We start from the raw sequence: 19,991 nt of genomic DNA, 5'->3' as shown, positions 1-19,991 counted from the left end.
ATGTAATTGCAAATATTTCGAAAGTGATTCTTGTTCTTCCACTTTAATAGCACATAATCCTACACTCTCCAGATAATAAGAATACTTATTGTTACCATTCAACTTTTTGTGACACTCAAAGATTAAATCAGATACACTTTCGGCAGATAAATTAATAGCTGGAAACATTTTGCAAGGGCGCATACGAACTAATCACATAGCCGCATGGCTGGCGCTGATTGCTGTCGCCATGCTGTTCGTTGCACCGGCCATCTCCAGAACGATAGCCCACCGGACAGGTTGCCAGCACATCACGCATTCTATGCCAGGGACCATGTCAGGGATACACCATGACATGGCGATGTCTGCGGTCTGTGAACCGTCTTCGCTGATGGATCAGCAGATGATGTCTGGTAAGGCTATGTCTCCGATGGAAGAGATTGCCTGCGGTTATTGTCAGCTACTTGTACAACTACCGTTTATCCAGTTTGCGCTTGTAGTTTTGTTGTGGTTACTCCTGCTTTTTGTCCTTCGCTTCTCATTAATTCCGCTTAACTGCGTCACGCTCTTTCAACCCTGGGCACCACAGCGTGCTCGTGCCCCACCTGCTGTATTTCAGTCTTCGTTTTAAACAACAAAACAGTAAGTCAGTAACGTCATGCTCATTTTTTAAGGGCAGATTTTGTTACACCTGAAAAACAGTAAGGTACTTTATGAACCCCCACTATTTTGTACGTACGCCACTTGCTTCTCTTGTCCTGCTGGCGTTGATGTCAGACGCTACTTTTGCAGAAGAAAAGCACGACCATTCTCAGATAGAGAATGATTCTGTGATGATTGTAACTGCGCCAGTTTCCACTCCGCTCGAAATTGTGACCTCGCCCAAAATACCCCGTCAGCCAGTTCCGGCAAGCGACGGCTCGGATTATCTGAAAACTATTCCTGGGTTCTCACAGATACGTAACGGTGGAACCAACGGTGATCCTGTGTTTCGTGGCATGTTTGGCTCTCGTCTTAGAATTCTGACTGATAATGGTGAAATGCCTGGTGCTTGTCCGGCACGCATGGATGCACCAAGCTCCTATATTTCTCCTGAAAGCTTTGATGTATTAACTCTGATTAAAGGCCCACAAACTGTGCTCTGGGGGTCTGGAAACTCGGCGGGAACTATCCGTTTTGATCGTGAACAGCCACGCTTTGAAAAGGCGGGGGGGCAGGGTACTGCCAGTCTTCTTGCTGCGTCAAACAATCGCTGGGATGAAAATGCTGATGTCAGTCTGGGCGGAGAGGAGGGATATCTTCGCCTCATTGGCAATAAGTCACGTTCGGATGACTACAAGGATGGAAATGGAGACCGCGTGCCCTCCAGATGGGATAAGTGGAATGGCGATATGGCTATAGGCTGGACACCAGACAAAGACACACTTCTCGAGCTTACTGCAGGTAAAGGCGATGGTGAAGCAAGCTATGCTGGTCGCGGTATGGATGGTTCGCAGTTTAAGAGGGAAAGCTTAGGAATGCGCTTTGAAAAATCCGGTATTGGCGAGGTATTCGATAAGTTTGAGGCAAATGTATATTACAACTATGCAGATCATACTATGGATAACTATTCCCTGCGCTCTCCGGGCAGTAGTATGTCGTGGGGGATGTCAGGTGATGAGATGGGAGATGCTATGGGTTCCTCAATGGACTCAGACTCTTCGATGAATATGAGTATGCCAATGGCGATGGAGGTTGACCGTCGCACTGTTGGTGGAAGAATGATGGGAACCTTCCTTTTCTCAGATTTTGAGCTTCGCAGTGGCGCAGATACACAACTTAGTACACACCGTAATAAAATTGATGATCGCTGGAATAAAGACGCCCGTTTCCACGATTACGGTCTTTTCAGCGAACTGACCTGGAGTGTAACAGAGCAGAACAAGGTGAAGGGGGGCGCACGTCTCGATCGCGTTCTGGTTGATAATTACACTGATGTGGGTTCAGCAAAACGGACTGATACATTACCGGCCGGTTTTGTTCGCTTCGAACATAATATGGCTGACATACCGGTTATGTTTTATGCAGGGATAGGCTACACGGAGCGTTTCCCCGATTACTGGGAGCTTTTTTCGCCGACTTATGGGCCTGGAGGTTCTGGTGATGCCTTCGATAAACTCAAAACGGAAAAAACAACTCAGATTGATATAGGCGCTCAGTACAACGGTGAACGTATAAACACTTGGGTCTCCGCTTATATTGGTCGTGTAAATGATTTTATTCTGTTCCGCTATGATCCTGATAATGCATCTATCAGCCAGGTTGATAACGTCAATGCAACCATTATGGGGGGGGAGGCAGGTATTGCATATAAATGGTCAGACTCATGGAAAACGGATGCCAGCCTTGCTTATTCCTGGGGGGAAAATACATCCAACCATCAGCCTTTACCACAGACGCCACCGCTTGAAGTCCGTCTGGGGCTGACCTGGGAACGGGGCGACTGGAGCAGTACTGGCCTTTTGCGTCTTGTTAGCAGTCAGAACCGTGTTGCTATTAACGAAGGCAACGTCGTTGGTAAAGATTTTAATAGTAGTCCTGGTTTTGCTGTGTTTTCGGCGAATGCTGCATACAAAGTTAATAAGTACGTTAAAATTAGCGCCGGCGTTGATAACTTGTTTGACAAAACGTACAGCGAACACCTGAATCTTGCTGGAAACAGCAGTTTCGGTTATTCATCAAACACATCAGTTAATGAATCGGGCAGAACCTTTTGGGGTAAAATTAATCTCACTTTTTAATGACATTTTTGCATGGCAGTAAAAGTGCTACTTATGTTTTGCCTTGATAACTATATGTACTGCTCCAGCGTTTATCGGAGCAGTATTATATTATTGACCAGGACTTCCGTAGTGTGAAGTATGCGAAAGGCTAGTCGGTAGCCTGTTGCGGTAAAGTGGTTTCGCCGCTCTTCGCTGAAGCTCTGGTGCGTGCTAATTTGCCGGAGCTTTGTCAGCAGAAACAAATAGCGGCTTAATAAAAAATTTCTAATTCAACCCGCTACGGCAGGTTTTCTTTTTCGCTTCATCAATTCCTGCTACGATTCCCTGTCTTTTACTGATGGGATAGGGATATGAAGAAAGTTCTTGTTGTTTTATTGGTGTCACTTTTCTCACTGACAGCAACGGCAGCAAACAAACCATGCTCAGGTAAGAAAGGCGGAATATCGCATTGCTCGGGCGAAAAGTTTGTTTGTAATGATGGCTCAATCAGCAAATCTAAGAAGGTTTGTCAGAAATAGTTGCCGAAAAATGGCATTCACCATCAAAATTAAACCCGCTTTTGCGGGTTTTTCACTCTCTAACGGATATGTTATTTTTTATGCATTAAGAGCGAGTAGTAGGATGCTGCTGGGGAGAACATGGATTCAACGAACGACGAAGAAAAACGCATAGAATTTGAAAAAATCATCATTGAAAGCATTGAAAGGTTTGGTGATGCAGTTGAGCTCCGTAGGGCGAAACATGGCAATAACGGATATATATCATGGGAAGCGGCTGTAGCATGGATTGTCTGGCGTGAGCACTCATCCCGTCATGAGACAACCTCCGCCAGGAACTGAATTAGTATGGCGATGCCCGGAGCGTCCTGTCATTCACTATGGATTTCTGCTTATTGGGTTTAGTTTAAACGTGTCGACTCAGCATCTCTGTTCTGGCTAATTAGGACAAAGTCCCGTCGGGGCTTTTTTCGGACCGCACGCCGCAAAGCCATACACTTTATATCCCTTTTCCTCCATGCAGCTCAGGATGTGATCGCGCCTGGTATTAAAACTTTCAAATGTCTCTCCAGGTTCTATTCCATTCAGACTCCAGTTAGCTCCGTCAAGGTTTGCCCTTGGGTTAACACCGCAGGCATACAGATCGACTTTACGTTGTGCAACATTGGTTAAGCCAGAAGCCTCCGGCTTCTGGAATACTTGAACCCAGGGGACGTAGTCGTAATTGGATGAGTCCATATCGGCGACCACGCAGCCTGTTAACATCACTACACTCGCTAATACCACCCTGTTGATCTTCATAATTGCTCCCTAACCTAAAGTCGTCATCGGATATCAAGTAAACACAATCTTATAAGGGTAGGCAACTTTCTATTCTGGCTCGAAGAGGACAGGCAATCTATGCTGAAGATCGGCTGTGCGCGAGGAGCAGAAGTTCGTAATTCCTTTAGACAATCCTCCAGGGAGGTTATGATAAAAGATACAGCCATAAAGCCATAAAGCCTAAAGGGAGTGGACATGACATTGTTTGAGGAATGTAAGGAACTGCTCAAGACAGATTTTAATGTTGTGGAAGGGGATGATTTGAGCGCGATAATGGATATTTTTCATCAATATCCATGGCATAGCGGTAATCTCAGATGGTCGGAAATGGACTTCAGCGATTATGAACTTAGTCATGATATGTTTAACGGGGGCGGTTTAGGCAATGAAACTGTATTTGTCATAGCGGATGATGCGAATGTACCCGTGTTCAGAACCCATCTACAACTCATTGTCGATAATATCTACGATGTCATCGCCATATCGCCTAACCTATTTATTTTTAATGATAAAATAATGATTAAACCTTTATTCCCTCATAATTATATACGGTTTGGTCTGCGAAAGTGAAGAGCAGAAATACTGACCAGCTCCCCGTTGTTCAACTAAGACTTGTTATTGACAACGTCCGCTAATGGCACATAGCAGCCTTCAGCTCCATTATAAGGTGCCAGGGAGGCGGAAGTTCAAATCTTCTCGTGCCGACCAAAATTCCCCTTAAGAACTAGCCTGTTATGCTGGTTTTTTATGCGAGGTATTGTTGCGGTAAAACCGGGGGTATTATCCCGACGCGAATCGATGTCAGATCACCGGGCAATTATCATTACTCCTACGGTTGATGAAGTATGTCACGATGCCTAATAGTTCGACACCATCCAGCGCCAACCCTTCTAGCGCTTCTCCATCATCAGATATCAGTTCAACTCTTTACCTGGCAATCCCCTCGAGATCAAAAAAACAATATTTCATCATGTCAATAACCACTAAAAGTTAATGGTTTATCATTCGATTTAACCTTACAATAACCGAACTTTTTCATGTCTTAAGTTTAAGCTGGAGAAAAAATGGAGCTCAGCCGGAGGCAGTTCTTTCGAATCTGCGCGGGTGGTATGGCAGGAACAACTGTTGCATCTCTCGGATTCTTATCATCTTTTTCCGTTCATGCGGAAACACGTCAGTACAAACTCTTAAAAGCAAAAGAGACTCGTAATAACTGTACTTATTGCTCAGTAGGTTGCGGCATGCTGATGTACAGTCTTGGCGATACAGCTAAAAACGTCAAAGAAAGCATCTACCACATTGAAGGTGATCCTGATCATCCGGTCAGCCGCGGTTCTTTGTGTCCGAAAGGTGCTGGCGTGTTGGATTATATTCACAGTGAAACACGCCTGCAGTATCCCGAATATCGCGCCCCTGGTTCTGATAAATGGGAACGTATCAGTTGGGATGATGCCATCAACCGTATCGCGCGGTTAATGAAGGATGATCGCGATGCTAATTTCATCGAGAAAAATGCGCAGGGTGTGACCGTCAATCGCTGGACGACCACAGGCATGCTGTGTTCTTCGGCAGCCAGCAATGAAACCGGTATCCTCGACGACAAATTTACCCGTAGCCTGGGGATGGTCGCCATCGACTGCCAGGCTCGTCTGTGCCATGGTCCAACTGTTTCTGCGCTGGCACCAACGTTTGGTCGTGGCGCAATGACCAACAACTGGGTGGATATTAAAAACGCCAACGTGGTGCTGATTATGGGCGGCAACGCGGCTGAAGCTCACCCAGTTGGTTTTAAATGGGTGGTTGAAGCACAGACCAAAAATGACGCCACCGTTGTGGTGGTCGACCCACGTTTTAACCGTAGCGCCGCTGTTGCCGATCTCTATGCACCGATCCGTGCGGGTTCGGATACCGCGTTCCTGCTGGGTGTCATTCGGTATCTGCTGAAACACAAGCGCGTACAGTACGAATACGTACTCCATTACACCAATGCTGCTCTACTGATCCGCGAAGACTATCAGTTCAATGACGGATTATTCAGCGGCTATGACCCTAAAAAACGGCAATATGATAAATCGAGTTGGTTCTATCAGCTTGATGAGCAGGAAAATGCCCTGCGTGATGAAACGCTGAGTCATCCCCGCTGTGTCTGGAATTTACTCAAAACTCATGTCGATCGTTACACCCCGGAAATGGTGAGTCGCCTGTGCGGAACATCGGTGGAGGACTTCAACCGTATTTGCGACATTCTCGCCAGCACCAGCGTACCTGACCGCACCGCGACTATTCTGTACGCGTTGGGCTGGACACACCATTCTGCCGGGGCGCAGATCATTCGTGCGGCCGGAATGCTGCAACTGCTATTGGGCAATATCGGTATGGCTGGCGGTGGCGTAAACGCCCTGCGTGGCCACTCAAACATTCAGGGCTATACTGACCTTGGCCTGCTGTCGACCAACCTCCCCGGGTATATGCCGCTGCCTTCCGAAAAACAGCCGGACTATCAGACCTATATCTCGCAAATTACCCCACCTGCGTTGGGCGTAAATGAAGTGAACTACTGGCAGAATACGCCGAAGTTCTTTGTCAGCATGATGAAAAGCTTCTGGGGTGATCATGCAACTGCGGAAAATAGCTGGGGTTATGACTGGCTGCCTAAATGGGATCGTCTTTATGACGTGATGACTCAGGCCGAGCTGATGCTGGAAGGCAAAATAAACGGCTACATCGTTCAGGGCTTCAATCCACTGGCTGCATTTCCCGATAAAAACAAATCGTCCCGCGCACTTTCGAAGCTGAAGTATATGGTGGTTATCGATCCACTGGTTACCGAATCATCTAACTTCTGGCAGCACCACGGTGAAATGAACGAGGTTAAACCGGAAGATATCCAGACAGAAGTGTTCCGCCTGCCGTCATCCTGTTTTGCAGAGGAGAACGGTTCAATTGCTAACTCTGGACGATGGTTACAGTGGCATTGGGCCGCAGCCGAACCGCCGGGTGAGGCGTTGCATGATGGCAAAATTCTCGGCCGTCTGTTTATGCGTCTGCGTGAGCTATACCAACAAGAAGGTGGTGCGAATCCGGAACCGCTTATGAGCATCAACTGGAACTATAAAGACCCGTATGACCCACATCCGGAAGAAATTGCCCGCGAAGCCAACGGAATAGCGCTGGCAGACCTCTACGATGATAAAGGGCAATTGATCGCGAAGAAAGGTCAACAATTGAGCAGCTTTGCTCAGCTTCGTGATGATGGCTCGACCAGCAGCTTCTGTTGGGTCTACTGTGGAAGCTGGACCGAGCAAGGTAACCAAATGGCCAATCGCGATAACAGCGATCCGTATGGTCTGGGCTGTACGCCAGGTTGGGCATGGTCCTGGCCGGCGAATCGCCGAATTCTCTACAACCGCGCTTCAGCTGACCCAGCCGGCAAGCCATGGGATGTCAAACGGGCCCTTCTACACTGGGACGGTAATAAATGGACCGGAATGGATGTGGCGGACTACAGTCAGGCCGCTCCGGGCAGTAACGTTGGGCCCTTTATCATGAATCCGGAAGGTGTCGCACGTCTGTTTTCGCTCGACAAAATGAACGACGGGCCATTCCCGGAACATTACGAACCCATTGAATCACCTATTGGTACCAACCCGCTTCATCCGGATGTTGTTTCCAGTCCGGTTGTGCGCATCTACCCTGGAGATATCGCTAATATGGGCAAATCCGACATTTTCCCATACGTCGCGACCACGTACTCGATTACCGAGCTATTCCGTCACTGGACTAAACATGCTCTTCTGAACGCCATCGCCCAACCTGATCAGTTCGTCGAAATTGGCGAAGCGCTGGCGAGCAAGAAGGGGATTACGGCAGGCGACACAGTGAAGGTCATGTCCAAACGTGGTTTTATCAAAGCGAAAGCCGTTGTAACCAAACGCCTGCAAACGCTGACAATTGATGGCAGGCAGGTGGATACAATTGGGATCCCATGCCACTGGGGATTTGAAGGGGCTACACGCAAAGGGTTCCTCGCTAACACGCTGACGCCATCCGTCGGCGACGCCAACTCACAAACACCAGAATACAAAGCATTCCTGGTTAACATTGAGCGAGCGTAAGGGAGGATCTAATGGCTATGCAATCACAAGATATTATTAAACGCTCTGCAACCAACAATATTACTCCACCGCCGCATGCACGGGATTTTCGTGCCGAAGTGGCAAAACTCATTGATGTCACGACCTGTATTGGCTGCAAGGGCTGTCAGGTAGCCTGCTCCGAATGGAACGACATCCGCGATGACGTCGGATATTGCAACGGTGTATATGACAACCCTACAGATCTCAGTGCCAAATCCTGGACTGTGATGCGTTTTAGCGAAACCACCCAGAATGAGAAGCTGGAATGGTTGATCCGCAAAGATGGCTGCATGCACTGCGCGGATCCTGGCTGTCTTAAAGCATGTCCATCTGCAGGAGCAATCATCCAGTACGCCAACGGTATCGTCGATTTTCAGTCTGAGCACTGTATCGGTTGTGGTTACTGTATTGCCGGTTGCCCGTTTAATGTCCCACGGCTGAACCCTGAAGATAATCGTGTCTATAAATGCACGCTCTGCGTGGACAGGATCAGCGTCGGCCAGGAGCCAGCCTGTGTGAAAACCTGCCCGACAGGTGCCATCCAGTTTGGCACCAAGAAAGAGATGCTGAACGTAGCGGAAACCCGTGCAACACAACTAAAAAAACGCGGATACACCAACGCGGGTGTGTACAACCCGCAAGGTGTGGGCGGTACTCATGTGATGTATGTTTTGCACCATGCCGATCAGCCGGAACTTTACCATAACTTACCGAACGATCCGCATATTGCTACCCCGGTGAATCTATGGAAAGGGATCCTCAAACCGCTTTCCGCTGCTGGATTTATCGCTACCTTTGCTGGGCTGATTTACCACTATGTAGGGATTGGGCCCAACAAAGAGACAGATGATGAGGAAAACGCTCATGAGTAAAAGCAAAATGATCCTGAGAACGAAGTTCATTGATCGTGCCTGTCACTGGACAGTAGTAATCAGTTTCTTTCTGGTAGCGCTTTCTGGTATCGCTCTGTTCTTCCCTACTCTGCAATGGTTGACCGAAACCTTTGGTACACCGCAGATGGGAAGGATATTGCATCCCTTCTTCGGCGTGCTGATCTTCGTCGTACTGATGTTTATGTTCGTCCGTTTTGTCCATCACAATATCCCTGATAAACAAGATATTCCATGGATTAAAGGTATTGTCGAGGTACTGAAAGGAAATGAACATAAAGTCGCGGATGTCGGGAAATATAATGCCGGACAGAAAATGATGTTCTGGAGCATCATGAGCCTGATCTTTGTACTACTGGTGACGGGGGGCATTATCTGGCGACCTTACTTTACCCATTATTTTCCAATCGTCGTCGTTCGCTGGGGTTTATTGATTCACGCAACTGCGGCTATCGTGCTGATCCACGCTATTTTGATTCATATGTATATGGCGTTCTGGGTGAAAGGCTCCATCACCGGCATGATCGAAGGAAAAGTCAGTCGACGGTGGGCTAAGAAACATCATCCTCGCTGGTATCGTGATGTTGAAGCTGCTGAAAAAGAAGTACAAGAAAAGACCAAATAACATCCATGAATCTCAGGTTCTCGTATACGACAGAAAGGTAAAAATAAGCTCAACCCTGAACATAAAAATGTGATTAACACTGTAGCGTCAGTCATTACTCTGGCGCTATTTTTTTTCACTGGTTTTTCCCATTTTTTCTCAACGGTATGTGTCACTATCAACAGGAAGGGTTACTTCTTGAATAATCGCCGAGAGACAGGGATTTTAACCTCGGTAGACTTGTACCTAACCCGGTTTTCGATACCGAATTTATTGTCAACACGTTAACTTTCCGTGCTGGTGTATCCGCAATATTACACTTATTATAAATTAATGAGTTACGCGTTTACCCATACTTAATAAACCAAAATTTTCTGAGCTTAAACCTGTGCTTCATAGTTACAGTCGGGAGATATGTGCGGAAGATTTTCCCGATCGATCATGTCAGCTAAGAGCGAGGAGCAGACGTTGCCACTTTTTCCCAAAAAAGCACTAACAGAAATAGTGCCTTTCACTATTCAGACATCAAAAATCTGGAGAGTATTTTACAGGAGACATAGCGCCTTTCTTTCTAAGAACGTCCGGAATCTTTTTACCAAGATAAATTTTTGCTATATCAGGAGGGGCGAGTCTTCCCCTGAATCCAAAGCGGGATTTTTGAGTAGATTCAAACTCCTCATCTGCATTCCATGAAGGCATCTCAGGGAAATTCTCACGGGTAGATTCGAGCCACTCATCAGCTATATAAACCCCTCTGACGATTCCCCTAACTGTAGCCAGTATAAATTCAGCCTTGCGAGCACGCTCAACACGCACACGCCAGCTAAATCGTACGGCATCATAGAGGTCTACATCCTTTGAACTTCTATTTACGGAAATCATCAGGACTTTATGTTGGAACACGACTGTTTCGGGTTGATATGTTGCGATCAATTCTTTGATGTGTGCTGCACCATATTCATTACTGCCAGCACCGCTCATGATGTTAGTTAAACCGGGGTAGGCGTCGATAAGTGCAGCTTCAACCTCGTACGCGGTCTTTTCATCTGCCATACCGTGTCGGTGGATTACATGGATGACCTCAAGACCAGCCAACCTTATCTCTCGAAGTTGCTTGAGTTTATTACTGAGCAATTCATCATCATCAACCGCAGCGACTTCACCGCGCATATGAGCAAATACTCGATTCCCTTTTCCTTTCCCCACATAAAAGGTACTTCCATCCCTTGGATCAATTAATCGGTATACATACCAGCCAAGATGTTCCATCACTCCCGGAGGAAACTCCTTGATATCCATGGCATAACTCCTAGTACTTGATTAATGAGGCATAAGCTAACATAGCAATGTCGATTAACAACTAATATTACCAGTTAATCTCCCCTATGATTGATATACCGAAGTAAAAGCAACGTCCGCTTCTGGCACAGTGCGGACATCCGAACTTAGCTTTAACAGATAGTGTAACGGCAAGAAACCAGCGCTGGCTCTGGACAAACTGACATGGCCCTTCATGTTGATAACGGAGCGCCGTCCTGGCCGTGGTGATTAACGTTTATTCGCAGTCAGCGAAAACAGGCTCAGGGAGGAGATTTGCATCCGCATGGAGGAAATTTGCTGTTTTTGCAACGTCAGTAAGGCGTCGGTAAAGACCGTATTTTCGCCGGTACTGTCACTTGTGGATTTAGCCACCTTGCTTACCAGTTGTTGTTCCAGACCTTCAGAGTATTGCGCCTGTTCAATAGCCGGCAGCTCACGATAGTGACTCAGCAGCGCACTATAAGATTTTTTGTAGCTGCCGGAAGCGCTGATCTCTTTTTGCGCACTACTGATAAATTGTTGCGTCCATTTATCTTCCTGACTGCCGATCTCTTTTAAGGCCGCGCGTCGCTCATTGACGGTAAATGCACTGCCATCATCATAGGCAATCAGTGCGAGCTGTTCGCGCTGCATGCCTGCAAACGGATTGGTGGTTTTGCCGTTGAGAAAATCTGTCGCTTTGCTCGCCAGTTGCAGAAGTTCAGTGCCTTGCGTATCAGGGATTTCCTGATCGTGTTTCGCCTTATTCTGGGTATAAATCGGGCCATCAATCACCGTTAACAGCGACTCAGCCATGCTTTGCAACTGGCTGCGACTGCTGGATGCATCACGTATTTCTGCCCGGGTTGCCGCATCGCTGAGCAGACTCGCCTGGCTTGAAAAGGTGGTCTGCGTGGCGGAAGTTAACGATGTCGATTTAGCGGTTGTCGATGATTCAGTTTTTTGCCCCGTCGTTGATGAGGCGGAGGTATAGGTCGTAATTGGATTTTGAGAATTACCCATTTTAATGTGCATTAATTTTTCCTTTTGCATTCCGAAACGGATCCTTGCCACCTGAAATTGGGGCATTGCAAAATAAAACGGCATTCTGTGTGCGAACATTAGCAGGTAGTATGTTCTCCCACTTCTTTTGGTAGGGACAATCACACATTGTCTGTCGTTGAGACAATCAGTGAGTCTGGAGTCAGGTTACAAGCGTATTTCATATGACAGCCTCCATAAGGTCCGCTTCTGGCACTAACCAGCCCCATTGCGATTGAAAAATATGAATGAAAGTTGGATAACGCTTTGCCTCATGGTTACACAGTTGCTCATTGATGAGGCGTTAGTGAGGGCGAATCTCTCGGGGTTGTATCAGCAGAAACGAATAGCGGCTTAATAAAACACTGCTAATTCAACCCGCTATGGCTTGTTTTCTTTTTTACTCCTGACAGAAAATTAACAATTTGTGCTCTTAAAACGTTGATCATTTCTGTGCACAGGTATGCTGTATAAAAACACAGTGTGTGCAATGGAGGCCATTATGAAAGTTGAATTAACCATTGATCGCATGAAAGAACTTCCTCTTCAAACATTTCCTGAACAGTCCGGCTTATCTGCTTTTTCTCATGCTTGCGTTATTTTTTGGGGGCAGATTTGGGGGCAAAATGGCATTTGGGGCGTAATTAAGGGCATTAAAAAGCCCGTAAATGTCTGCAACTGACCGCATAGTAAAAAAGCTAAGCCACTGATTATGTTGTAATTGCATGATTTGATTAAACTTTTAAAAGCTATCACATAAATAGACATTATCTATACATCTTTTAGCGTTTGACCTGCCGGAACGATTACGCATTCATAATCTATTATTAATCAATGTATTGAACAAAAAAATCCATCTCTGTTAACCCTCGCCGCAGGGTCTATGCTTAATAAAAGTCGTCAAAAAGGGCGGTTAACCCGAATGCCCCTGCTGTTGAGGGGTTGAAGTGATAATCATTATCACTAACATGGTGTTATAGCGTGAAAGCTAATGACTCGAGGTAACCCTATGGAATTGCATTCAGGAACATTTAATCCCAACGACTTTGCGTGGCGCGGGCTGACGTTAACGCCAGCGGCAGCGGCGCATATTCGTGAACTGGTGGCAAGGCAACCCGATATGTTGGGCGTGCGGTTAGGCGTGAAACAAACCGGGTGCGCGGGATTCGGTTATGTGCTGGACACCGTCAAGCAACCTGAGAAAGACGATCTGCTATTTGAAACAGAGGGCGCCAGACTTTATGTCCCGTTACAGGCGATGCCGTTTATCGATGGAACTGAAGTCGATTTCGTTCGTGAAGGATTAAATCAGTTATTTAAATTTCATAACCCGAAAGCCCAGAACGAATGTGGCTGTGGCGAAAGTTTTGGGGTATAGGCGGTACTATGTCTCGTAACACTGAAGCAACTGACGATGTCAACACCTGGGCTGGCGGGCACCTCAACTACAAAGAGGGGTTCTTTACCCAACTCAAAACCGATGAACTGGCCAAAGGGATCAACGAAGAGGTTGTACGGGCAATTTCGGCAAAACGAAATGAACCCGACTGGATGCTGGAATTCCGTCTGAATGCGTTTAAAGCGTGGCTGACGATGGAAGAACCACACTGGCTAAAAGCGCACTATGACAAACTGAACTATCAGGATTACAGCTATTACTCTGCGCCTTCTTGCGGCAACTGTGATGAAACCTGCGCCTCTGAGCCGGGAGCAGTTCAGCAAACGGGCGCAAATGCGTTTTTAAGCAAAGAGGTTGAAGACGCGTTCGAGCAGCTTGGCGTACCGGTCCGTGAAGGCAAAGAAGTGGCGGTGGATGCCATTTTCGATTCGGTATCAGTCGCAACGACCTACCGCGATAAGCTGGCGGAACAAGGTATTATTTTCTGCTCGTTCGGCGAGGCCATCCACGATCATCCCGAACTGGTAAAAAAATACCTCGGTACCGTCGTCCCGGGGAATGACAATTTCTTTGCCGCGCTGAATGCGGCGGTGGCATCGGACGGCACGTTTATTTATGTGCCGAAAGGTGTGCGTTGCCCAATGGAACTGTCGACCTATTTCCGTATCAATGCAGAAAAAACCGGACAGTTTGAACGCACAATTCTGGTGGCGGATGAGGGGAGTTACGTCAGTTATATCGAAGGTTGTTCGGCTCCGGTACGTGACAGTTACCAGCTGCATGCGGCAGTGGTTGAGGTGATCATCCATAAAGATGCTGAAGTGAAGTATTCAACGGTACAAAACTGGTTCCCCGGCGATGGCAATACCGGCGGCATCCTGAATTTCGTGACCAAACGTGCGCTGTGTGACGGTGAAAACAGCAAAATGTCATGGACGCAGTCAGAGACCGGTTCAGCCATTACCTGGAAATACCCGAGCTGTATTCTGCGCGGTGATAATTCGATCGGTGAATTCTATTCCGTTGCGCTGACCAGCGGGCATCAGCAGGCTGATACCGGCACCAAAATGATTCATATCGGCAAGAACACGAAATCGACCATTATCTCGAAAGGGATTTCCGCCGGACATAGCCAGAACAGCTATCGTGGCTTAGTGAAAATTATGCCTACCGCGACTAACGCCCGTAACTACACCCAATGTGACTCCATGTTGATTGGTGCGGACTGTGGGGCGCATACCTTCCCGTATGTTGAGTGTCGTAACAACAGCGCTCAGCTTGAACACGAAGCGACGACCTCGCGCATTGGTGAAGACCAGCTGTTCTACTGCCTGCAACGAGGCATCAGCGAAGAAGATGCTATCTCAATGATCGTCAATGGCTTCTGTAAAGACGTGTTCTCTGAGCTGCCGCTGGAATTCGCTGTGGAAGCGCAAAAACTTCTCGCCATAAGTCTTGAACACAGCGTCGGCTAAAATTTAAGGAAAGCACATGTTAAGCATTAAAGATTTACAGGTCAGTGTGGAAGAAAAGGCGATCCTGCGTGGGCTGAGTCTTGAGATTCGCCCCGGGGAAGTACACGCCATTATGGGGCCGAACGGTTCCGGGAAAAGCACGTTGTCTGCGACACTCGCCGGACGAGAAGATTATGAAGTCACTGGCGGGACGGTTGAATTTAACGGTAAGAACTTGCTGGAACTGTCACCGGAAGACCGGGCCGGTGAAGGTATCTTTATGGCGTTTCAGTATCCAGTGGAGATCCCCGGCGTCAGCAATCAGTTTTTCCTGCAAACGGCACTGAATGCCGTGCGCAGTTACCGTGGCGAAGAGTCGCTGGACAGGTTTGACTTCCAGGACCTGATGGAAGAGAAGATTGCGTTGCTGAAGATGCCGGCAGATTTGCTCACCCGCTCCGTGAATGTGGGTTTCTCCGGTGGTGAGAAAAAACGTAATGACATTCTGCAAATGGCGGTACTGGAACCACAGCTGTGCATTCTTGATGAGTCTGACTCTGGTCTGGATATCGATGCGCTGAAAATCGTGGCAGATGGCGTGAACGCATTGCGTGACGGAAAGCGTTCGTTTGTTATTGTCACCCACTACCAGCGAATCCTCGACTATATCAAACCCGATTACGTCCACGTTCTCTACCAGGGGCGCATTGTGAAGTCTGGTGATTTTACGCTGGTTAAACAGCTGGAGGAGCAAGGGTATGGCTGGCTCAGTGAACAGCAGTAACGCGCTCCAGCAGTGGCATCATCTGTTTGAAGCGCAGGGTGAGCGTCGCTCACAGCATGCGCAACAACACCTGCAACAGATGTTGCGTCTGGGGTTGCCGACGCGTAAACATGAGGACTGGAAATATACGCCGCTGGAAGGGTTAACCAACAGCCAGTTTGTCAGTCGTTTTTCTGCAATAACTTCAGCACAGTGTGACGCACTGAGCTGCGCTATTGATGCCCTACGTCTGGTGTTTGTTGACGGTCAGTTTTGCGAGGCGCTTAGCGACAGCATTGACGGTAGCGGCTTTGACATTACCGTTGATGATGCGCATCAGGCACTTCCTGCGGCTATCCAGCCAGAGGTGTTTCTGCATCTGACCGAAAGCCTCTCACGCAGCGTCACCCGCATTCAGGTTAAACGTCATCAACATCCGGCGAAACCGCTGCTGTTGATGCACATCACCCAGGGACTGGCGGGTGATGAGGTGAATACTGCGCACTATCGCCACCATCTTGAACTGGCTGAAGGCGCAGAAGCTACCGTCATTGAGCACTATGTTAGCCTGAATGCGCATCGACATTTTACTGGTGCACGCTTAACGATGAACGTGGCGGCAAATGCGCATCTGCACCATATCAAACTGGCGTTTGAGAATCCGGTTAGCCACCATTTCGCGCATAACGATATCCAGTTAGGAGCAGATGCGACGGCGGTGAGCTACAGCTTCTTACTCGGTGGTGCGGTATTACGCCATAACACCAGTACCCAGCTTAATGGGGAGAACAGCACGCTGCGCCTTAACAGCCTGGCGATGCCGGTGAAAAATGAGGTTTGCGATACCCGAACCTGGCTTGCACACCATAAAGGGTATTGCAACAGCCGCCAGCTACATAAAACGATTGTCAGCGATAAAGGCCGTGCGGTGTTTAATGGCCTGATTAACGTGGCGCAGCATGCCATTAAAACTGATGGCCAGATGACGAACAATAATTTACTGCTCGGTAAACTGGCAGAAGTGGATACCAAGCCGCAACTGGAAATCTACGCTGATGACGTGAAATGCAGCCACGGGGCGACGGTAGGGCGGATCGACGATGAACAGATGTTCTATCTGCGTTCACGTGGGATTGGCCAGCAGGATGCCCAACAGATGATTCTCTACGCGTTTGCCGCTGAGCTGACGGAAGCTCTGAGCGATGAAACGCTGAAACAACAGGTACTGGCGCGGATAGCCCAACGTCTGCCGGGAGGCGTAGCATGACATTTCCCATTGAAAAAGTACGGGCGGACTTTCCGGTCCTGACGCGTGAGGTCAACGGCTTACCGCTGGCTTACCTCGACAGTGCTGCCAGTGCGCAAAAACCCAACCAGGTGATTGATGCCGAGGCTGAGTTTTATCGGCATGGCTATGCGGCAGTCCATCGGGGTATTCATACGCTCAGCGCCCAGGCTACGGAAAAAATGGAGAATGTCCGCAAGCTGGCGTCATTGTTTATTAACGCGCGTTCAGCCGAAGAGCTGGTGTTTGTCCGCGGTACGACGGAGGGTATCAACCTGGTGGCGAACAGCTGGGGAACCGGCAACGTACGGGCTGGGGATAACATCATCATCAGTGAAATGGAACACCACGCCAATATTGTCCCCTGGCAGATGCTGTGCGCCCGTGTAGGTGCGGAACTGCGCGTTATCCCACTGAATGCCGACGGGACGTTGCAACTGGAAACGTTGCCGACGCTGTTTGATGACCGCACTCAACTGCTGGCCATTACTCACGTATCGAATGTCCTGGGCACGGAAAACCCGCTGCCGGAGATGATCGCGCTGGCGCATCAGTACGGCGCAAAAGTGCTGGTAGATGGCGCGCAGGCGGTCATGCACCACCCGGTGGATGTGCAGGCACTGGATTGTGACTTTTATGTTTTCTCCGGACATAAGCTTTATGGACCCACCGGCATTGGCGTGCTGTATGCCAGAGAATCGCTGCTGCAGGAAATGCCGCCGTGGGAAGGCGGTGGCTCGATGATAGCAACCGTCAGTCTGAGCCAGGGAACGACGTGGGCCAAAGCCCCCTGGCGTTTTGAAGCCGGAACGCCGAACACCGGAGGGATTATCGGTCTGGGGGCGGCCATTGAATATGTTAGCGCGCTGGGGCTGGCAGAAATCAGTGAATATGAGCAGTTCATGATGCGTTATGCGTTGGAGCAACTGGCGGAGGTCCCTGATTTGACGCTCTACGGCCCGGAGAATCGTTTAGGCGTGATCGCCTTTAACCTTGGCAAACATCACGCGTATGACGTCGGTAGCTTTCTTGATAACTATGGCATTGCCGTTCGCACGGGACATCACTGTGCTATGCCGTTGATGGCTTATTATAACGTTCCCGCTATGTGTCGGGCTTCCATTGCCATGTATAACACCCATGAAGAAGTGGATCGCCTGGTGACGGGACTCAAGCGTATTCATCACTTGTTGGGATAACAGGGAGGCATTATGGCTGCGCTACCGGATAAAGAAAAACTGTTGCGTAATTTTCTGCGTTGCGCTAATTGGGAAGAGAAATACCTGTACATCATTGAACTGGGTCAGCGGCTGCCGGAATTAAATGCCGACGATCGCTGCCCGGAAAATAGCATTCAGGGATGTCAAAGTCAGGTATGGATTGTTATGCGGCAGAATGCTGAAGGTATTATGGAATTACAGGGCGACAGTGATGCGGCAATTGTGAAAGGACTTATCGCCGTCGTTTTCATTTTGTATGACCGGATGACGGCTCAGGATATTGTGAATTTTGATGTGCGTCCGTGGTTCGAAAAAATGGCGCTCGCACAGCATCTCACACCTTCACGTTCACAGGGGCTGGAAGCGATGATACGGGCGATCCGCACCAAAGCCGCAACTCTTAGCTAAACTGATAAAACACGTCATCTTTCAGGCTGACTGGAATGATTCCGTGAAAGGCACCGCAATGACTCGTAGGCCGGATCGGACGCTTGCCGTCATCCGGCAATAACGCCAGGGGGGTGAGTGAGTATGAAACGCGCGTCTATTATTACGTTAATGCTGATCGGCGCTTACAGCGCTATACAGACCGCTTGGGCGGTCGATTATCCGTTGCCTCCGGCGAATAGCCGTCTTGTTGGGCAAAATCAAACATACACCGTGCAGGAAGGTGATAAGAATCTCCAGGCGATAGCCCGGCGTTTTGACACCGCTGCAATGCTGATCCTTGAAGCAAATAACACCATAGCCCCCGTACCCAGGCCTGGAACCCTGATCACCATTCCCTCGCAATTATTGCTACCGGATGTGCCACGCGAAGGCATTATTGTGAATCTGGCGGAACTGCGTTTGTATTACTTCCCGCCGGGAGAAAATAAGGTTCAGGTATTCCCCATTGGCATTGGTTTGCAGGGGCTGGAAACACCGGTGATGGAAACCCGTGTAGGGCAAAAAATACCCAACCCGACCTGGACGCCTACACCGGGCATCCGTAAGCGCTCTCTGGAGCGCGGCATAACATTACCGCCGGTAGTGCCTGCGGGGCCAAATAACCCGTTAGGACGCTTTGCATTGCGTCTGGCGCATGGAAATGGTGAATACCTTATCCATGGGACCAGTGCTCCTGACAGTGTTGGTCTGCGCGTAAGCTCTGGATGTATCCGTATGAACGCGCCGGATATCAAAGCGTTGTTCGAGCAGGTGCGACCCGGTACGCCTGTCAGAGTGATCAACGAGCCGATAAAGTACGCCGTTGAGCCAAATGGTATGCGCTATGTTGAGGTGCACAGGCCGTTGTCACCGGAAGAGGAACAAAACGTTCAGACCATGCCCTATGTGCTACCAGCAGGTTTTACCCAGTTTAAAGACAGTAAAGCCGTTGATCATAGTCTGGTGGACAGGGCACTGTATCGCCGTGCGGGTTATCCCGTGACTGTAAGTGCCGGGCAGACACCTGTTGTTGCCAATGGACCCGAAGTGAAGTCAGCGCAGAACGGTGCGCCAGGGGAGGATGCGCAGATGCGCACAACGCAGTAACAGGGAAGGAAATCACGGGCAAAAAAAATGGCGCACAATGTGCGCCATTTTTATTACACAGATACTATTACTTGCGGTATTTAGTAGCTGCGTTGTCCAGACGCTGGTTAGCGCGAGCTGCGTCATCTTTAGCAGCCTGAACGTCGGAACGCATTGCGTTCACGTCGTTGCTCAGCTGGTCAACTTTAGCGTTCAGAGTCTGAACGTCAGAAGACAGCTGATCGATTTTAGCGTTGCTGGAGCAACCTGCCAGCAGAGTAGAACCCAGGATTACCGCGCCCAGTACCAGTTTAGTACGATTCAT

Annotated in this window: 20 protein-coding genes; 16 read left to right on the top strand and 4 right to left on the bottom strand. The window is 48.7% G+C overall.

The annotated features are described in order from the left end of the window. The first annotated feature begins 169 nt into the window (after positions 1 to 169). From ACLJXE_RS08290 to ACLJXE_RS08275, 4 genes are all read left to right on the top strand, one after another. Complete coding sequence (locus tag ACLJXE_RS08290; protein ID WP_410750611.1) at positions 170 to 610, top strand: DUF2946 domain-containing protein; 441 nt, start codon at positions 170 to 172, stop codon at positions 608 to 610. An 82-nt stretch (positions 611 to 692) separates the two neighbouring features. Continuing rightward, a complete protein-coding gene (locus ACLJXE_RS08285; RefSeq protein ID WP_410750610.1) occupies positions 693 to 2,759 on the top strand; it encodes a TonB-dependent copper receptor in 2,067 nt (688 codons plus the stop codon). A gap of 332 nt (positions 2,760 to 3,091) precedes the next feature. Next, positions 3,092 to 3,259, top strand: a complete 168-nt coding sequence (locus ACLJXE_RS08280; protein WP_071524449.1) for a hypothetical protein — start codon at positions 3,092 to 3,094, stop codon at positions 3,257 to 3,259. A gap of 120 nt (positions 3,260 to 3,379) precedes the next feature. Next, complete coding sequence (locus tag ACLJXE_RS08275; protein WP_410750609.1) at positions 3,380 to 3,580, top strand: hypothetical protein; 201 nt, start codon at positions 3,380 to 3,382, stop codon at positions 3,578 to 3,580. A 96-nt stretch (positions 3,581 to 3,676) separates the two neighbouring features. On the opposite strand, the gene ACLJXE_RS08270 is transcribed toward ACLJXE_RS08275, so the two are convergent. Beyond that, positions 3,677 to 4,039: a hypothetical protein gene (locus tag ACLJXE_RS08270; protein WP_410750608.1), complete on the bottom strand. Its 363-nt coding sequence runs from the start codon at positions 4,037 to 4,039 to the stop codon at positions 3,677 to 3,679. A gap of 216 nt (positions 4,040 to 4,255) precedes the next feature. Between ACLJXE_RS08270 and ACLJXE_RS08265 the strand changes: the two genes are divergently transcribed. The 4 genes from ACLJXE_RS08265 to fdnI all read left to right on the top strand — a co-directional run bounded on the left by ACLJXE_RS08265 (position 4,256) and on the right by fdnI (position 9,711). Continuing rightward, positions 4,256 to 4,630 carry a hypothetical protein gene (locus ACLJXE_RS08265; RefSeq protein ID WP_016150400.1) on the top strand — a complete coding sequence of 125 codons (375 nt, stop codon included), beginning with the start codon at positions 4,256 to 4,258 and terminating at the stop codon, positions 4,628 to 4,630. A gap of 494 nt (positions 4,631 to 5,124) precedes the next feature. Next, positions 5,125 to 8,175 (top strand): formate dehydrogenase-N subunit alpha, encoded by a 3,051-nt coding sequence (gene fdnG / locus ACLJXE_RS08260; RefSeq protein ID WP_286630417.1) that lies wholly within the window; start codon positions 5,125 to 5,127, stop codon positions 8,173 to 8,175. 11 nt (positions 8,176 to 8,186) lie between these two features. Beyond that, positions 8,187 to 9,068 carry a formate dehydrogenase subunit beta gene (gene fdxH, locus ACLJXE_RS08255; protein WP_047462820.1) on the top strand — a complete coding sequence of 294 codons (882 nt, stop codon included), beginning with the start codon at positions 8,187 to 8,189 and terminating at the stop codon, positions 9,066 to 9,068. Beyond that, entirely contained in the window at positions 9,061 to 9,711 is a 651-nt protein-coding gene (gene fdnI, locus ACLJXE_RS08250) for a formate dehydrogenase-N subunit gamma (protein ID WP_410750607.1), read from the top strand. The genes fdxH and fdnI overlap by 8 nt, the downstream gene beginning before the upstream one ends. Positions 9,712 to 10,215: 504 nt before the next feature. Here fdnI and ACLJXE_RS08245 read toward each other — a convergent pair. Next, on the bottom strand, positions 10,216 to 10,989 hold the full coding sequence (locus tag ACLJXE_RS08245; protein ID WP_410750606.1) for an LEM-3-like GIY-YIG domain-containing protein: 774 nt from the start codon (positions 10,987 to 10,989) through the stop codon (positions 10,216 to 10,218). A gap of 249 nt (positions 10,990 to 11,238) precedes the next feature. Beyond that, positions 11,239 to 12,024 carry a hypothetical protein gene (locus tag ACLJXE_RS08240; protein WP_410750605.1) on the bottom strand — a complete coding sequence of 262 codons (786 nt, stop codon included), beginning with the start codon at positions 12,022 to 12,024 and terminating at the stop codon, positions 11,239 to 11,241. 508 nt (positions 12,025 to 12,532) lie between these two features. On the opposite strand from ACLJXE_RS08240, the gene ACLJXE_RS08235 reads away from it, so the two are divergent. From ACLJXE_RS08235 to ACLJXE_RS08200, 8 genes are all read left to right on the top strand, one after another. Beyond that, complete coding sequence (locus ACLJXE_RS08235; protein WP_410750604.1) at positions 12,533 to 12,712, top strand: hypothetical protein; 180 nt, start codon at positions 12,533 to 12,535, stop codon at positions 12,710 to 12,712. A 327-nt stretch (positions 12,713 to 13,039) separates the two neighbouring features. Beyond that, complete coding sequence (sufA, locus tag ACLJXE_RS08230; protein ID WP_005120243.1) at positions 13,040 to 13,408, top strand: Fe-S cluster assembly scaffold SufA; 369 nt, start codon at positions 13,040 to 13,042, stop codon at positions 13,406 to 13,408. Positions 13,409 to 13,416: 8 nt separating this feature from the next. Further along, complete coding sequence (gene sufB / locus ACLJXE_RS08225) at positions 13,417 to 14,904, top strand: Fe-S cluster assembly protein SufB (RefSeq protein ID WP_410750603.1); 1,488 nt, start codon at positions 13,417 to 13,419, stop codon at positions 14,902 to 14,904. Between the two features lie 16 nt (positions 14,905 to 14,920). After that, complete coding sequence (gene sufC / locus ACLJXE_RS08220; RefSeq protein WP_286630411.1) at positions 14,921 to 15,667, top strand: Fe-S cluster assembly ATPase SufC; 747 nt, start codon at positions 14,921 to 14,923, stop codon at positions 15,665 to 15,667. Beyond that, entirely contained in the window at positions 15,642 to 16,913 is a 1,272-nt protein-coding gene (sufD, locus tag ACLJXE_RS08215) for a Fe-S cluster assembly protein SufD (RefSeq protein ID WP_410750602.1), read from the top strand. The genes sufC and sufD overlap by 26 nt, the downstream gene beginning before the upstream one ends. After that, positions 16,910 to 18,130 carry a cysteine desulfurase SufS gene (gene sufS / locus ACLJXE_RS08210; protein WP_410750601.1) on the top strand — a complete coding sequence of 407 codons (1,221 nt, stop codon included), beginning with the start codon at positions 16,910 to 16,912 and terminating at the stop codon, positions 18,128 to 18,130. The genes sufD and sufS overlap by 4 nt, the downstream gene beginning before the upstream one ends. A gap of 12 nt (positions 18,131 to 18,142) precedes the next feature. Beyond that, a complete protein-coding gene (sufE, locus tag ACLJXE_RS08205; RefSeq protein WP_410750600.1) occupies positions 18,143 to 18,559 on the top strand; it encodes a cysteine desulfuration protein SufE in 417 nt (138 codons plus the stop codon). A 123-nt stretch (positions 18,560 to 18,682) separates the two neighbouring features. Then, positions 18,683 to 19,687 carry a L,D-transpeptidase family protein gene (locus ACLJXE_RS08200; RefSeq protein WP_410750724.1) on the top strand — a complete coding sequence of 335 codons (1,005 nt, stop codon included), beginning with the start codon at positions 18,683 to 18,685 and terminating at the stop codon, positions 19,685 to 19,687. Positions 19,688 to 19,754: 67 nt separating this feature from the next. Here the strand turns inward: ACLJXE_RS08200 and lpp are convergent, their stop codons facing one another. Further along, positions 19,755 to 19,991 (bottom strand): murein lipoprotein Lpp, encoded by a 237-nt coding sequence (gene lpp, locus ACLJXE_RS08195; RefSeq protein ID WP_003029373.1) that lies wholly within the window; start codon positions 19,989 to 19,991, stop codon positions 19,755 to 19,757.

Origin of the sequence: Citrobacter sp. U14242, from assembly GCF_046555775.1 — a bacterium.
Classification (GTDB): domain Bacteria; phylum Pseudomonadota; class Gammaproteobacteria; order Enterobacterales; family Enterobacteriaceae; genus Citrobacter.
This window is presented reverse-complemented; position numbering and strand designations above follow the sequence as displayed.